Here is a 16,178-nt window from a genome sequence, read left to right as displayed (position 1 = left end):
CTGTATACCTAGCTTGTTTTCACATTTTTATATTATATCTTACGATGCTTCCTCAGTGCCAGTATATTTAGCATCATGAAGCCAACAGTGAATCCTGCCAGCACCACGACATCAATCCAAATCGTCTCCCAGCCCGCGCCGCGAATCATAATGTTTCGCAAGGCCTCTGCGCCGTATTTCAGCGGCATGATGGTGCTAATCCAGCGAAGATAGATGGACATCGTGTCCAAGCTAAATAAACCCGAGAAAAAGACCTGTGGTACGATGATAATCGGAATGAACTGAATCATTTGGAACTCGTTATTGGCAAAAGCGGAAATGAGTGTGCCCAAAGACAAAGCGGTCAAGGCGAGCAAAAGGGTGATCAGGAGGACATACCAGAATGAGCCGACGAGCATCAGACCGAGAACACTGGTTGCGAACCAAGCGATGAGCGTGGCCTGCAGTGTGGTGAAGATCCCAAAACCGAGGATATACCCGACGACGATTTCCCAACGTCTAAGCGGGGAGGCCAGAAGCCGCTCCAGGGTGCCGCCGGTTCGTTCTCTCAGGAAGGATACCCCGGAGAGCAGGAAGACGAAGAAAAAAACGAAAAATCCGATGAGGACAGGACCCAGGTTGTCAAATGCAGCCATATTAGCGGAACCGTGCAGATAGGTGATGGTTGGCACTTGTGTTCCAGCGCTTGGCAGTGCTGCGTTTTGCAGCGCTTTTTGCAGCAGGAAGAGGACCGCTTTGTTCTTGGCCGGATCACTCCCTTCCAAGGTCACCTGAGGGACGGCTCCCTGCATCACAATATAAGCATCTAAATGGCTGCCTGCTAGCTTAGATTGGGCTTCCTCGATTGTATAGGGATTCACTTCTGCGCCTAACGCAATCAGCTTCTGAATGAAAGGAGCAGGGGCATCGACCGTCCCTAATTTAGGTGCATACGTACTCCCGTTGAAAACAAGTGACATTAGGAAGAGGATGAGCATAGGCGCTACGAGCATCATCATTAATGTGCGTTTATCATGAAAAAACTGACGCAAAATACGTACAATGATAGCGCGAATTCGCATTATTTTGCACCTCCATAGTATAAAAATGCTTCTTCAATCGTGGAGGATGATGTAGCCAGCTTCAATTCCTCAGGCGTTCCGACCGCTGTAAGGTTGCCATCACGAATCATCCCTAACCGGTGGCATTTATCAGCTTCATCCATGACATGCGTTGTGACTATTATCGTTGTTCCGCGAGCGCTGAGCTTCGTGAGTTCTTCCCAAATTGATTTTCTCAAAACGGGATCGATGCCGACTGTGGGTTCATCCAGAATGAGTACTTCTGGCTCATGCAGCAAAGAGACCGCCAAGGATAATCGACGCTTCATGCCGCCCGAGTAATTCGACACTTGCTTCTTCAAATGTGCACTCAGATCGACAAGTTCCATCACTTCTTGTATCCGATTTTTGCTTTTGGTGCCTGCCAATCCGAATAAAGCCGCAAAAAAAGCTAAATTCTCTTGCGCCGTCAACTCGGCATAGAGCGCATCCGATTGCGCCATGTAACCGATACGCGATAACATGGCTAACTGAGGCATCTTCTCGTTCAACACATGCACGGTGCCGGAAGAGGGGGCGTCGATACCGGCAATCAGGCGGACGAGTGTTGTTTTACCTGACCCGGAGGGACCTAATAGTCCAAAAATCTGTGCTTTGGGAACATCTAAAGTAATGTCCTGCAAAACCGTTTTGTCTCCGAATTGTTTGGAGACATGCTGCACTTGAATCGAATATGTGTTAGCCATGCGTCAACACCTCGTTTTGTAGTGAGTAATCACTCATTATTATGATTTCATCGTACTCGATATTCCTTCTTTTGTGAAGTGAGTAATCACTCATTTTTGCGATGTGGTTTTTATTAAGTTAGCACTCAAAAAAAATACAAGGCTTCGCCCCTCTGAGAAATGAACCTCTTACAAGCGATAATCTGTTAAGGGAACTCAGAGACGCTATTTGGGCAAATAGCAGGGATGTGAGGGTCATACGGAACTACAAGGTCTCATTTCCATGAAAAAAGCCTGGATCTCCCGCCAAACAGCAAAATAGCGCCCTGTAGTTCCCTAACTTCGCTATATGGAGACTTTTGGTTGGAATAGCGCTCTGTAGTTCCTCAAGCTCGCATAAGGGTGCTTTAAAAACCTAGCCTGCGGCTAGGTTGCCGAGTCAATGTACCTTGAGACAAGCTCCTTGCGAACTCAATAACCTTTATTCGCCTAAAATCGCTCATTCTGAAAATCTAATGAATGTCAGATGCTCTATTTCAAGCAAATGATCACCATTCGGCCAAATAAGTGCCAGGTAACGCCAACGCTGTTCATTACATCTCCAAAGCAACCATTTTCCGGTCTATAAGCATCCTGCAGTTCATTAGATGCCCTTTGAGACCGAAAACCGCCGCAGCAAAGATGCCAGCGGTGGACGTCAATATGCGGTAGACGTCAAATAATAAGGGGGAAGCTTCGCTCACCCCCAACCCAAATGCATTTAAATCCTGTGTTAAAAAAGGCATCCCCAAGGGATGCCTTTTGACAATCTGCTCAAGCTTATTTTTCTTTCGCTTCTTTCTTGTGGTCAACCCACTTCTCAATGGAAGGGGTTAACTGCTCCTTGATGGACGCGACAAGCTTGTCTTTGGAGACGCCTTTGGCTTGCGCAATTTCAGCCAGCGACTTCCCCGCATGCAGCTGTGTGCGCAGCTCATCCTTGCTCAGACCAAGAGACTTCGCAAGCTTCTCGGTATCCGGCTTGAGGCCGAACTTATGCCACTTGCCATGTCCGGCATGGCTGCTGAGCAGGTTCTTCTCGTTCAGGATAAATTTGAGATGTTCGCCAAGCTTTTGCTTCATATGCTCGCCTTGCTCGGCTGTCAGCTTGCCGTCTTTCACAGCAACTTCGATTTTGCTTGTCCTAAGCTGCTGTAGTTTGGCGGTCAAGTCAGCTTCATTCATCCCTTTGTCTGCGGCTGCTTCCACAATGCTTTTGCCGCTCTTCAGAGATTTAACGAGAATATCTTTGTCGATCCCGATTACGGAAGCTGAATCTTCGATAATCGGCCATTTTCGGCTGTGGCGGCCTTGTGCTTTCTCGTCATTTTGCAGCATAGCAGCGCTATCCTCTTGGATATCGGATGGGGCTTTCGCTGCGGCTGATAGGGTAGGAAGCGCTGCGCTTCCTAGCATCAATGAGAGGGCTAGCGAGCTTACAACGAGCTTTTTCAAATAGGGCTGATTCACGTTCATTGATACCTCCTTTTCCTGTGAATTCGGAATTACAGCACTTAGTCTGTGCAGGAGGCGATCATTTTAGTTTAAAAGAACCTTAGTTTCACATAAATTTTCCGTGAAAGGGAATTACTTCACGTCAACCGCTGTTTGATATAGGGGGATTAGTTTTTCAAAGGTTTCCTTGATTAGCTTTTCCAGTTCAGCTGGGTTGACCAACACGGGATCCTGGAAGTGCAGGTTGCGGCCGATCAGAAGTTCGGCTTTTTTGACATCTCGAAAGCGTACCAAGGCTTCTTTCCAGCTGTTCGTATCCAATTGGGAGACGGGTGTCACATCTTTTTTCATATGATCAAAAGAAATAACGAAATCGGCTGGAATCTCCTTTTTCAACCGCGGGATATCTTTCAGGAAAGATTCAGCAATCTGACCCTTGGTCGGCAGTTCATAGATCAAGGCCAGCCAGATAAACAATCGGTCATCGAAGAGACCTACCTGAAAATGCGGAACCTGCTTATAGCCGCGTTTGTTTGGGCAAATGGCCATCCAGGTATCTACAGGAGGGTTGACTTTACGTCTTAAATGCTTGGCAATATGCAGGAACATTTCGGTGCCGGACAACAGCGACAAATCTTCGACTAACGAATCCCCGAGTACTTTAAATTTGGGTTGGATCCGTTCGCGAATCGCTTCCATGCGCCCGTCAAGGCCTTCTATAGCAAATGTATCGAATTCATGTTGGGCGAATCCAGTGAAACTCATGATTGTTCCTCTTTTCAAAGATGTTTTCAACTATTTTAAAGCAAATCAGGTGATCCCGCAATTGTTTGCGAGTTTCATAGGGGCAGTCATAGGAAATAGGACCTATTTTGTAGAAATAAGGAGGTAAAGCGAGGTTCTTGCCGAATATTGTTTGCAAAGCATCATAATGGATAGATAGGAGAATTCAACCTTATGCGTATGACGAAGTGGACTAAAGTTGCAGTGCTGGGCACGGTTATGGGAACTTGTTTTACAGCAGGCGTGTATGCGCAAGATGTGCTGCAGCGTGTAGACGCCTATTTGCGGAGTGATTTTAATGTGGTTGTAGACGGGCGGAAGGTGCAGCTGGCGAACCCCCCGTTAATTTATAATAATGCTAGTTACTTGCCAGTGAAAGAGCTGGGGGGCTTCCTGGGAGCTAATGTGAATTGGCAGGATAGCACGAAAACGATCTATATCAATCCACGTATTAATCAACAGCAGCCGACAGAGGGCAATGAGACGAATTACACAGAGATTGTGCTGCAGAGCCCGTATCCGCAATATTTGGACTATTTGGGAGGGACGTATCCTGTTTTAACAATTATGTCTGATCAAATTTACTATCGATTAAAGGATATAGAGCAAATGGGCGTCCCTACAGCTGGACTAAGGAAAGCCAAGGAAAAGTACACACAGGAAATCTATGTTAGTGATGAAGAGATGAAAAAGAGTTGGAAAGAAGTGCCCCCACCTTCTTATCAGTACAATGACCCTATTGTGATTACAGGGGAGAAGGATCCATTAAAGCTCAAGACCCTAAGGGAATATGTTCAAAGCTTTAGGTACTATGAAGTTAACAAAGTATCTTATTATTCCACTCCCATTATCATCGATGCTTTACCTGAATTAAATACATACAGCTACTTGCTCAACGAGAATAGGCATTTTTACCGCACAACCCTTAAGCTTACACAAACAAATGGCAATAATAATGACCCCTTTTATGTAGTCGGCAGTTATTCCAAAGAAGATATCGAAGTAACTAAAGTTAAGAATTAACGATTCGCGCCTGATTGTTGTTTCAAATAAAAAATAGCAATTTGTGTTCGATCACGGAGATTCAGCTTGCTAAGTATTTCCGTAATATAATTTTTTACCGTACCTTCGCTCAGGAATAGCTCCTGGGCGATTTCTTTATTTGAAAGGCCCTCGGAAATTTTCACGACAACCGTTTGTTCACTAGCGGTTAAGCCGAACGCGCTAAGTGCTTTAGGTACAGGTACGGATGGCATCGTGTTCGGGCTGATGAAAGTGGTCAATTTTTTGGCGATATCCGCATGAATAAGCAGATTGCCTTGCTCCACGGTTTTGATTCCTTGAATGATACGATCGGGCGAAATGTTTTTGAGCAGATACCCGCTGGCCCCGTTGCGTAAAGCTTGAACGATAAATTCATCATCGTCAAACGTTGTCAGGATTAGAACAACCACGTTCGGATAAGCTTGCTTGATCTTCAAGGTGCCCTGTACGCCGTCACAGATCGGCATCCGAATATCCATAAGGACAACGTCAACTTGGCTGCCGCTTTGGATAAAAGCCAATGCCTCGTCCCCATTCGTACAAGTGCCAACGACCTCGATATCTTCGTCTAGGCCAATGATTAATTTTAAGCTTTCCCGGATAAAAGGGTCATCATCTGTAATAAGTAAATGAATCATGCATATACAATCCTCTCTATAATCAATTCCTTTTTAGCGATAGGTAGGCAACACCGTTGTTACGGAATAATAATCCTGCAAAGTGACGAAAAGTTGGCCGCCGATGAGCTTGCTGCGTTCTTCCATGCCTTTCATCCCAATGCCTTTGGCGGAGGACGCAGCAGGTAGATGGCCATTGTTGGACACACACATGGTAATTTGCTTGGGATCATAGCTTAACTGAATATCGACCTTGCTTGCACTTCCGTGACGAATGGCATTCGTGATCGCTTCTTGCGCATTGCGGTAAAGAATGAAAGCCAGGCTGGGATACAATACATAAGGCATTCCTGTGATTTGAACTTCAATTGCAATGCCATTCTCCTTCGTCAAGTCTTCAATGAGTCTATCGAGGGAGTAGGTTTGCAAGGAATCTTCATCAGGCTTTAACCGCCGAACGGTGGTGCGAAGCATCTCCATGCTTTCGGTTAATTGGTCTTTGACAGAGGTTAGCATCTCCATACCTTTGCTTTGTTGGGTCGGAAGGATACGCAAAGAAGCTTCCATCATCATTTTGAGACGAATCAGTTTATGCCCGAGATCATCATGAATGTCCCGCGAGATACGGTTGCGTTCATCTGTTTGCGTAATGTTCTCAACCTGTTTGGCATAATCCATAAGCTGCAGACGTGCTTCATCTAGCTCATAGTGCTGTCTGCGCAGCTGATCATAAAGAAGCTCTACTTCTTCTCTATTTTGCTCAATTTGTCTCATATGAAGCAGAAGCATGGACTGAGCGATGAAAATAAGATTTGCCATGACGTAATAACTGGCAGGCTGCCCATGCAGAGAAAGATTTAATAAGAGCAACTGGATGGCGATGAAGTAGTAACAGAGATGCTTATTTACGTTATGTACATAAGACAAAAGGGTAGAGTAGAAGAGCATGAACAAGATGCCGTGATATTGGGAGCTTAGCCAAGCTCCGAAGCCAATTTCAAGCAAAAGCATCCAAGCTGATTTCAAGCGAGTGATTCTGCGTAGTTCTGCCATCCAAACCAACAAAAGAATAAAAAATACATATGTGCCATAGGCCGAATATTTCTCTAGATACATGGAAGCAATCGCTGGGACGAGTATAAGAGCATAACGGGATATCGGAAGTAATGGTGTCAAACGGTTCCCATCCTTTTAGGCAAGTAGTAAGCAAAGTATAGCATACCTCCCAAGTGGGTTTACACGCCTTTTGCAGAGATTATGACTTTTGTCACTTTGATGAATGACTAAATCTACCTGTTCGTGTGCAGAAAGCAAAGTACAATGAGTATATCAAGTTGAATGAGATAAGGGAGCGGATGATATGAGCTTTGTTCAATTAAAAAATGTTGTGAAAAAATATAACAATCAGATCTCTGTGGATCATCTTAATTTATCTATTCACGAAGGTGAAGTATTTGGACTTTTGGGACCCAATGGTGCGGGCAAAAGTACGACGATTAAAATGTTGAGCGGACTGCTGAAAATCGATCAGGGTGAAATGGTTGTGGACGGATTATCGGTTGCCAAAGATACACTGGAAGTTAAACGCAGGATTGGCCTTGTTCCCCAAGAACTGGCGATTTTCGAAAATTTGACGGCGCGTGAGAATGTCACTTTTTTTGCTAGATTATACGGTTTATCCGGCAAGCTCTTGAAGGATCGCGTGGAGGAGGCTTTAGAATTCGTAGGACTATCTGATCGTGCTCGCGATAAACCGAGTTCCTTCTCAGGCGGAATGAAACGCCGTTTGAATATTGCCTGCGCGATTATGCATCATCCCAAGCTAATCATTATGGATGAGCCAACAGTAGGCATCGATCCACAGTCTCGCAATCATATCCTCGAGTCGGTAAGAACACTTAATCGCATGGGGTCAACCATTATCTATACATCTCATTACATGGAAGAAGTCTCCGCCATCTCTTCGCGGGTCGGGATTATGGATCATGGTCATCTGATTGCCTGCGGCACGCAAGAGGAGCTTCGAAGCAAGGTAGCGCAGGATAATAAAGTGATTCTCCAAGTTGCTCATTTAAAAGAAGAAGCCATCACTGAACTCAGAGAACACCCAAGAGTTAAACAAGTGACAGCGCAAGAACAGCAGCTCGAATTGTTGGTAGGAACGTCCCATGCGTATCTTCAGGACATCTTGTTCATTTTAGCTAAACATGACGTGAAAATTCAATCGCTCACACAGGTGGAGCCGGATCTTGAAGCCTTATTCCTGTCGTTGACCGGAAGAACGTTGCGGGACTAGGAGGAGGTCAAGATGCAAATATGGACGATTGCTAGGTATGAAATACTGCGATTATTGCGTATGCGATACGTGTTTGTCATTCAGTTTTTGATGCCGCTGTTATTGATCTTCATCTTGGGCTCTGCGCTTTCCGGTGCGTTCAAAGTGGAAGATCATGCGATAAAAATGGTTAAAGTAGATCTGGTTCAGGCAGATATCGGCCCGATCAGCAAGGAGTTCACCAATTTTCTCAGTGCACCTGAGATACAACAAATGATACAACCTACACTTATTCCAACACGAGAAGAAGCGGTCGAGAGGCTTAAAATGGGAACCACGGAATTTGCTCTCATTATTCCAAGTGATTTCAGCAACCAGGTGTTAGCTGGGAAAGAAGCCCGTTGGGAAATGATACTAGGAAATGATTATGGGCAAAATTTGAGCGCACAGATGGTTCTTCGCTCCTTTTTGGATCAAGTGAATCACAGGCAAGCGGTAATGATCTCAGGAGGTTCGGATGCGGCTGTAAGGTTGCAAGACCAAGCTTCCCAAGTTTCTTCCCAAGCTGTGGCTTCCTCTCATGTGCAAGTAGGCAAGCTGACAACTTCTAATACTCAGTATACAGCCATGCAATACTACGCGGCGTCTATGTTGGTTATGTTTTTACTTTACTCCGGCATGTCGACAGCCCTGAGTTTACAGAATGAGAAAGAGAAGCACACATTAGCTAGATTAAATGCGATGCCTATGCAGGAATACAAAATTTTATTGGGAAAAGTGGTCGGAAATACGTTCATTTCCATTACGCAAGCAGCTGTCATAATAACAGCGACCATTGTTTTCTATGGCGTTGATTGGGGGCATTCGTACTCCATGCTTTTCCTGGTATGCTTCGGGATCATAGTAGCTTCCATGAGCCTAGCGGTGTTGGTCACCTTATTGACCAAGACATCGAAAGCGATCAGTACGTCTTTTCAAATGATTATTTTGGTTATGTCATTCCTAAGCGGGGGATTCACGCCATTACCCGATGGTTTACTGCAACGTTTGGGGGCATATACGCTTAATTATTGGGGAATGCAGAGCATGCTGCGAATTATGCTGGGCAGCGATTTGCGAGTTATTGGGCATCATCTCTTGGTTTTGGGCTGCTTTGGCGGGGGCTTGCTGCTTGTGTCCTTTATCGTATACCGAAAGGCGGGGTATCATGAATAGTTTATATATTGCGCTTAATATGCTGCGTCGGACGTTATTCCAGAAAAAGGGCTTCCTGATGTATTTGCTCATTCCGATTGCCGCGGTTTCACTAATTATTGGCGTATTAGGAAAGCAAACAGATCATCGTGTTGATATTGTCTATTTGAATTTGGATAAGGGAACGCTGGGAACTCATCTGCTTCGTGAGTTGTCTTCCTACCCGGATTACCGTTTGCAGGAACAAACGTCGGAGGCGGCTTTAAAGGAAGAAGTAGTTAAGCAAAAAGCGAGCGGTGCTTTTGTGATTCCTGACAATTTCAGCGAGACGCTGATGCAGGGATTACCGCCTCAAGTTGATATGTATCAACTAAACCTTAGCGAAGCCTCGATAACGCTCAAAATGACTTTGGACAGTGTGTTGACCAGGTATCAAAGCACCGCTGCTTTGACCAACATGCCGAATCTTTCGAAGGAAACTCATCTTGAAGCGATTGAGAAGACGCTGACACAAAGCGAGAAGCGTCAAGTTACATCGCAGATGACAGATTTGGGCTTGTATGTGAATCCGAATATGCATGTTGTCATTGGCTTTATGCTGATGTTCATGATGGGTGTCATTAGTAATACCGTCTCGGTTGTGATGGAGGATCGCAGAATGCGAACTTTAGCGAGAACCTTCACAGCCCCGGTTCGTTCCGTTGAAATTATGCTTGGCAACTTCCTAGGCAGTTTTTTGGTCGGAACTTTGCAGGTTGTCGTTATTTTAATTGTCACGCGGTATGTCATGCATTATGACTATGGACTTCCTTTCTTTTCGCAATTCACAATTCTCGAGTTTTTCTTGTTGGCCAGTATGGGGATTGCAAGCGCTATAGCCGGAATGGTTAAAAATGCTCAGAACATAAGCATCATTAACTCCATCATCATCACTCCAACTTGCATGCTTGGCGGCTGCTTCTGGCCGATTACGTTGATGCCCGACTGGATGCAGAAGCTCGCTAACTTCGTTCCGCAAAAGTGGGTGATCGATGCTATACAGCGCATGGCATCAGGCCAGAGTTTGTCCCAGATGTGGATGCATATGGGCGTGTTAACCTTGTTTGCCTTGATTCTGCTCGGCATTGGATCGGTGATTCTTCGTCCTGGCGACGCGGAGGCGGCCTAGCAAACCCAAAGGGCTACCTGCTTGATGCAGGGAAGCCCTTTTGTATTTGAAGGAAATCTAGATAACGAAAGCGCTAGACGATGATTTCATGAAAATATGATACAATAGGAAAATGTCATGATCCGCCTAACGATAGGCTTTGGTGACAGGTGAACAAAAGGGAGAGAAGAAGAATGTCTGTAACGGCGAATGAAGTTGCGGAGTGGATGCTGGAGGAGTTGAAATCCGCGGGCATTTTACACCAGAAAGCAGCTGTTGATCATATCCTGCGTCAATATGGGGAATCTTTTATTTATGTGAATGAAAACGGCAATCAAGCTATTTCCAAGGAAGTGAAGAAAATATTCAAAAAATTGCACGGCGGGAAAGCCGCTTGGGAACGAGATGGTTTTTTCTGGGGATGGCATTAAATCGATAAAATGCGAAGGGAATTTGCTTGTTTTTCCATATCGATTTAGGCTGGAGCCCTGATGAACGGGCTTCAGTTTTTTTTGTACGTATTTCCTTAAAAAAATGTCAATAATCCAAGTTGCTAAAACATAGAATTCATAATAAGATAAGATTAAGAACACAAGTTGTCTGAATATTTAAACAACACCAAAAGCACCATTTATGGAGGGGATTGCCGTGAGTAAGAGTCATGAAGTGGAATATTGCAACCTAGAGTTACGATTTGATCGCCGGCTAATCCGGAACTTCATTAAAGCGCTCATTCAAGAAGGATATTCGCTGTATTGGAACGAAAGCGATGTACAGTTCATCATTTCCATTCGCACAGGACGCAAGCTTATTAAGCTGAAATTCGAACGGATTGGAGAAAAGTATAAGATCGTAGGCAACTATTCCTTCAAGGATGAGAAGCTGGCTGAAATGATGGAGAAGCTGATTGGCGACACCCGCGGTCATGCTGTAGTGAAAAGATTCAAGGATCGGCAAATTCTCATTGAGAATATTATGTTCGGTGAAATTATTCGCATGGTAGAAATTAGCGGAATCGAGCATAAAGTGCTGTATCAGAAGGAGCCTGCCGTGACAGTAGAAGAAGTCATGCAAGCGCTGCGATCCAAGCGGACCGATGACCGAATTCCAATTCTTCGCATGGAGCTGGATTACGAGCTCGCTACTTTACATGATGCGATGGCCTCAGGCGATGTCAAAGCCGTTGTGGAGAGCAAGACGAAGTTAGTGGAACTAAGACAAGAAATGCTCTTATTGGAGATGTGAAAATGAATAGTGGATTTAAATAAAGAGAGAGCCTGTATCTAACCATACGGACTCTCTTTTGTGTTTACAATTGGCTTGTGCATACTAAATTTTTCGTTTATAATTAATTTATGAAAGTTAAAGCGCTTAAACTTTTGCGTGACACAGGAGATGTATGTGATGAAAGTAAGTATTTTTGATGTTGCTAAGAAGTGCGGACTCTCAGTAGTCACCGTTTCACGCGTAATTAATCAAGCAGGGACCGTGCGTGAGAGCAATCGACAGCGCGTGCTGCAGGCGATGCAAGAGCTGAACTATCATCCCAATGCTGCGGCTCGAAGTTTGGCCCGCGGGAAAACCGGGGTAATCGGGCTTGCCATTGCGACATTGAACGATTCCTTTTTCGATGCTGTGGTGAAATCAGTGAATGAGCGTCTCGCGGCCAAAGGGTATTTTTTGGCCTTATCCATATCTAACGACGTGTTTTCTTCGTTTGAAAAATCGTTATTTCAAGAAGATCGCGTTGACGGTTTGATGATGCTGTCTCCGACGAATGAAGAAGCCTATGTGAAGGAATTGCAGAAAAAGAAGATGCCCTTTGTGCTGCTGGATAATCAGCATATCGATGAGCATATCTCATCTGTCATTGTAGATAATTTCAAAGGCGGTTACGAAGCGACGAAGCATTTGATTGAGCTCGGACATACGGAAATCGCTCATATTCGCGGTTCGGAACCGTTTCTGAGCAGCAGCGAAAGGGAACGCGGTTACCGACATGCGATGCAGGAAGCGGGCTTGACGAAGCTTTGGATCGAGCAGGGGCAATTTTCCATTTCATCCGGATATGACATTGCCCAGAGATGGATTCAGGACGGCCAGCGGCCAAGTGCGGTTTTTGCTGCTGATGATTATATCGCTTTCGGGTTAATGAATGCCTTGAATCATGCAGGTCTTCAGGTTCCTCAGGATATGTCGGTCATAGGTTTTGATGATCAAATCTTCGCTGCGGAGTTCCGGCCCCAATTAACAACCGTTCGTCAGCCGGCCGATAAGCTGGGTCAAGCTGCCGTTGAGGAATTGCTGCGCCATATCGATGGTCAGGCGGAGAAGCATCTGACACTGAAGTTAGACCCTGTTATTGTAATTCGAGAAACTACGGCCAGACATGAAGCTGGAAGCTAACGCATGAAGTCATAAGGGAGTTGAAGCTATGAAGTATTATTTGGGCGTAGATGCAGGTGGAAGCAAGACTTATACCTTAGTGTCAGATGAGAATGGGAATATCATTGGGAAAGGTCATAGTGGGAATGGCAATCATCAGATCAGTGTGGATATTGCACGGGCTAACATTACAAGTTCAGTAAATATGGCCTTGGCACAAGCGCAATTAACACGGGAAGACATTACGTTTGCTTTTTTTGGTCTTGCTGGGGCGGATCGTCCTATTGATTATGAAGTGCTGAGACCGCTGATCCATAAGCTCGGATTTCCCAATTATGAGATCGACTGCGATACGATGATTGCTTTGCGGGCAGGAACGATGCAGCCTTATGGCGTTGTACTGATTTGCGGAAGCGGGACGAACAGCGCTGGGAAGAACAGGCAGGGTGACTTCTTCCAATGTGGAGGATTCACCTACAAGTTCGGTGACTTCGGTGGTGGAGGCACGCTCGCGATTGAAGCCTTCAGAGCCGTTATCCGTGCCTGGGATGGCAGAGAGCAGCCGACGCTGCTGACTGAGCTCCTGCTGCAAGAATATGGCTATAGCAAAGTGGAGGAGATGTTTGGGGACTTCTGGGATCATGAGAAGCCTGTACCGCTTTCTACTGTTCTCTTGCTGTTCAAAGCGGCCAAGCTTGGCGATGAGGTTGCCCTCCGTATTCTCCGGGTTCAAGGCGAAGAACTGGGTAAGTCTGCGACAGCTGTTATTAGACGACTTGGTATGGAACGGGAAAGCTTTGACATTGTACTGGCTGGAAGTGTTGTAACCAGAGGAGAGGGGCCTTTTATCCTGGATTATTTGGAAAAGAGTGTACATCAAGTTGCTCCGAATGCGTCAATTGTCAAATTGAAGGTAGAGCCAGTTATAGGCGCACTGTGGTTGGCAATGGAAGCTGGTGGACAGCCTCTTAGTCAGGAAGTCTATGACAAGCTTAGAACGGTATCCGATTATAAAGCAATCCCACTATAAGATCAGACAAGGATGTGAGTGCAATGAGAGAAGCTTTGAAAATAGCAATCATTGGCGGAGGTTCTTCGTACACACCAGAGATTGTTGAAGGATTCATTCTGAGTTACGATCAGTTGCCCGTAAAAGAGCTTTGGCTCGTGGACGTGGAAGCAGGTAAGCATAAGCTGGAAATCGTTGGGAATTTAGCGAAAAGAATGATAGCTAAGTCTGGTCTGCCTATAGAAGTCCACTTAACGCTGAACCGCAGGGAAGCTATTGCCAATGCAGACTTTATCAGCACGCAGATGCGTGTAGGTTTGCTTGAAGCTCGCAAATGGGATGAGCATATCCCCAATCAACACGGAATTATCGGTCAGGAAACGACTGGCCCTGGCGGGATGATGAAGGCTTTGCGCACGATCCCTGTTTTGCTGGATATCTGTAAGGATATCGAAGAGCTTAGCCCGAACGCTTGGCTTCTTAACTTTACGAACCCTGCGGGTATGGTGACAGAAGCAATTCACAAATACTCCAAGGTGAAAAGTATTGGTTTATGCAATGCGCCTATAGGTTTGCACAAATGGTTGATGAAGAAATATGAGGCGACGGCTGAGCAAATTTATACGGAATTTGTGGGCTTGAATCATCTGCACTGGGTCACGCGCGCAGAAATTAACGGCGAAGACAAATTGCATGAACTGCTTGACCGCCGAGAAGAATACAGCGGCAAAAACGTGCCAGCCAGTGAATGGGATGCCGATTTCTTGCGTTCACTAGAAGCGTTGCCATCATATTATTTAAAATATTTTTATATGACCGATGTCATGTTGGAGGAACAACTGGCTTCACTCAAGGAAAACGGTACGCGCGCTGAGGTTGTGAAACGAGTGGAAGACGAATTGTTCGAACTCTATCAGGATCCTGATTTGCAAGAGAAGCCTAAACAGCTTGAGAAACGCGGCGGCGCCTACTATTCGGAAGCGGCTGTAAATCTGATGGTATCGCTCTATAACGACAGACGAGATATCCAAACACTGAACGTTATGAACGATAACATCATCGATTTCCTTCCCAAGGATGCTTGTATCGAAGTGAACTGTTTGGTAACCGGGCAAGGCCCGATTCCTATCGGATTAACCAAAGTGCCTGAACATGTGAAGGGGCTTATGCACGCTGTCAAAACGTATGAGCGGCTTACCATCGAAGCGGCAGTTACTGGCAGCCGTGATTTGGTCCTTCAGGCGCTTGTGCATCACCCGTTGGTGCCATCCGTGAATGCCGCCAAGCAATTGATGGATGAAATGCTGGAAAAGAATAAACCGTATTTGCCTGCGTTTTTTGCATAAATTAATGGAAAGTGAAACTCCCTGAAAGGGGAGTTTTTTTGTTGCAAAAAGACTATTGTTAACGTGTGCATAAGTATGATATGCTTCTGTTAGAGGTGAATGTATGAGCGTAACCATTAAGGATATTGCCAAGCTAGCCGGTGTTTCTCATACGACGGTTTCCAGAGCGCTGAACAACAGCCCGCTTATCCAAGAGGAAACCAAAGAGCGTATTCGGGTCATCGCCGAGCAGTTGGATTACACACCTAATTACAATGCCAAGAGTCTTGTGCTGGATCGGTCATATAACTTGGGGCTGTTTTTTACAACTCTGAGCAAGGGGACTTCCGCTGGCTTCTTCTATGAAGCTATCCGCGGTGTTAACTCGGTGATTCAGGATCGCTACCAGCTCATTGTCAAAGGGATTGATGATTATACGAGCTTTCATTCGATTACGCGGAAAAGTTTCGATGGCATCATCGTTGTCAGTCAGAGTGATGACGATCAGGCGATTATCGATCATATTGCAGGCAAGGGCATCCCACTCGTCGTATTGAATCGTCCAGTGACGACAGCTGGAGTTCTTAATGTCCTCTCAGACGAAGAACAAGGGGCGTTCCTGGCAGGCAGCTACTTGATTGAACAGGGACATTCGCGCATTGCGTTGATTGAAGGCCGACAAGGTTTTAAATCCGCTCAGAATCGGAAGGATGGCTTCGAGAGAGCGATGACGCATTATCAGATTCGTGTGCCGGAAGCTTACCGAATTCCGGGATTATACGATTTGGAGAGCGGTCACAAAGCGATGCAGCAATTTTTGCTGCTGAAGGAAAGACCGACAGCCGTGTTTTGCTGTAACGATGAAATGGCACTAGGCGCTATGAAAGCGATCTCCGAAGCAGGGATGCAGGTACCAGGCGATATATCCGTTGTTGGCTTTGACGATACGGTGTTTGCCGCGTATGTCACGCCGGCGCTGACAACGGTTCGCAGACCCATCGAACAAATTAGTACAGAAGGCGCGATTCGCCTTCTTGGGAATATAGAGAATAAACAGCACGAGACGGAGCAGCTGCTCTTGAAAACAGAATTGATCGTAAGGGAATCCGTACGTTCACTGTCATCATAAAGAAAGAAGGG

At 45.6% G+C, this 16,178-nt stretch carries 16 protein-coding genes; 10 read left to right on the top strand and 6 right to left on the bottom strand.

What is annotated here, in order from left to right:
- Positions 1-32 precede the first annotated feature (32 nt).
- The 4 genes from LOZ80_RS14680 to LOZ80_RS14665 form a co-directional block, all read right to left on the bottom strand.
- Positions 33-1,061 carry an ABC transporter permease gene (locus tag LOZ80_RS14680; RefSeq protein ID WP_238172094.1) on the bottom strand — a complete coding sequence of 343 codons (1,029 nt, stop codon included), beginning with the start codon at positions 1,059-1,061 and terminating at the stop codon, positions 33-35.
- A complete protein-coding gene (locus tag LOZ80_RS14675) occupies positions 1,061-1,786 on the bottom strand; it encodes an ABC transporter ATP-binding protein (protein ID WP_238172093.1) in 726 nt (241 codons plus the stop codon). Before LOZ80_RS14675 ends, LOZ80_RS14680 begins: the two co-directional genes overlap by 1 nt.
- Positions 1,787-2,584: 798 nt before the next feature.
- Positions 2,585-3,280, bottom strand: a complete 696-nt coding sequence (locus LOZ80_RS14670; protein WP_238172092.1) for a hypothetical protein — start codon at positions 3,278-3,280, stop codon at positions 2,585-2,587.
- 111 nt (positions 3,281-3,391) lie between these two features.
- Positions 3,392-4,024 (bottom strand): YktB family protein, encoded by a 633-nt coding sequence (locus LOZ80_RS14665; RefSeq protein ID WP_238172091.1) that lies wholly within the window; start codon positions 4,022-4,024, stop codon positions 3,392-3,394.
- A 192-nt stretch (positions 4,025-4,216) separates the two neighbouring features.
- Here LOZ80_RS14665 and LOZ80_RS14660 point away from each other — a divergent pair, with 192 nt between their 5' ends.
- Complete coding sequence (locus LOZ80_RS14660) at positions 4,217-5,065, top strand: stalk domain-containing protein (protein ID WP_238172090.1); 849 nt, start codon at positions 4,217-4,219, stop codon at positions 5,063-5,065.
- Here LOZ80_RS14660 and LOZ80_RS14655 read toward each other — a convergent pair.
- Together LOZ80_RS14655 and LOZ80_RS14650 are read right to left on the bottom strand one after the other, a co-directional pair.
- Positions 5,062-5,724 (bottom strand): response regulator transcription factor, encoded by a 663-nt coding sequence (locus LOZ80_RS14655; protein ID WP_238172089.1) that lies wholly within the window; start codon positions 5,722-5,724, stop codon positions 5,062-5,064. The two genes, LOZ80_RS14660 and LOZ80_RS14655, sit on opposite strands and share 4 nt — an antisense overlap.
- Before the next feature lie 33 nt (positions 5,725-5,757).
- Positions 5,758-6,879, bottom strand: coding sequence for a sensor histidine kinase (locus LOZ80_RS14650; RefSeq protein ID WP_238172088.1), 1,122 nt, complete (start codon positions 6,877-6,879; stop codon positions 5,758-5,760).
- Positions 6,880-7,063: 184 nt separating this feature from the next.
- On the opposite strand from LOZ80_RS14650, the gene LOZ80_RS14645 reads away from it, so the two are divergent.
- The 9 genes from LOZ80_RS14645 (at position 7,064) to LOZ80_RS14605 (ending at position 16,167) form a co-directional block, all read left to right on the top strand.
- Positions 7,064-7,999 carry an ABC transporter ATP-binding protein gene (locus LOZ80_RS14645; protein ID WP_238172087.1) on the top strand — a complete coding sequence of 312 codons (936 nt, stop codon included), beginning with the start codon at positions 7,064-7,066 and terminating at the stop codon, positions 7,997-7,999.
- Positions 8,000-8,011: 12 nt separating this feature from the next.
- Positions 8,012-9,193: an ABC transporter permease gene (locus LOZ80_RS14640; RefSeq protein WP_238172086.1), complete on the top strand. Its 1,182-nt coding sequence runs from the start codon at positions 8,012-8,014 to the stop codon at positions 9,191-9,193.
- Positions 9,186-10,340 carry an ABC transporter permease gene (locus LOZ80_RS14635; protein ID WP_238172085.1) on the top strand — a complete coding sequence of 385 codons (1,155 nt, stop codon included), beginning with the start codon at positions 9,186-9,188 and terminating at the stop codon, positions 10,338-10,340. Before LOZ80_RS14640 ends, LOZ80_RS14635 begins: the two co-directional genes overlap by 8 nt.
- 173 nt (positions 10,341-10,513) lie before the next feature.
- Entirely contained in the window at positions 10,514-10,750 is a 237-nt protein-coding gene (locus LOZ80_RS14630) for a DUF6953 family protein (RefSeq protein ID WP_238172084.1), read from the top strand.
- A 217-nt stretch (positions 10,751-10,967) separates the two neighbouring features.
- Positions 10,968-11,564 (top strand): hypothetical protein, encoded by a 597-nt coding sequence (locus tag LOZ80_RS14625; protein WP_189005990.1) that lies wholly within the window; start codon positions 10,968-10,970, stop codon positions 11,562-11,564.
- Between the two features lie 159 nt (positions 11,565-11,723).
- On the top strand, positions 11,724-12,725 hold the full coding sequence (locus tag LOZ80_RS14620) for a LacI family DNA-binding transcriptional regulator (protein ID WP_238172083.1): 1,002 nt from the start codon (positions 11,724-11,726) through the stop codon (positions 12,723-12,725).
- Positions 12,726-12,753: 28 nt separating this feature from the next.
- Positions 12,754-13,734, top strand: coding sequence for an N-acetylglucosamine kinase (locus tag LOZ80_RS14615; RefSeq protein ID WP_238172082.1), 981 nt, complete (start codon positions 12,754-12,756; stop codon positions 13,732-13,734).
- Between the two features lie 23 nt (positions 13,735-13,757).
- Positions 13,758-15,059, top strand: a complete 1,302-nt coding sequence (locus tag LOZ80_RS14610) for a 6-phospho-beta-glucosidase (RefSeq protein WP_238172081.1) — start codon at positions 13,758-13,760, stop codon at positions 15,057-15,059.
- 103 nt (positions 15,060-15,162) lie between these two features.
- Entirely contained in the window at positions 15,163-16,167 is a 1,005-nt protein-coding gene (locus LOZ80_RS14605) for a LacI family DNA-binding transcriptional regulator (RefSeq protein WP_238172080.1), read from the top strand.
- The last annotated feature ends 11 nt before the right edge of the window (positions 16,168-16,178 follow it).

The sequence above is a fragment of the Paenibacillus sp. HWE-109 genome (assembly GCF_022163125.1).
Lineage (GTDB): Bacteria > Bacillota > Bacilli > Paenibacillales > NBRC-103111 > Paenibacillus_E.
This window is presented reverse-complemented; position numbering and strand designations above follow the sequence as displayed.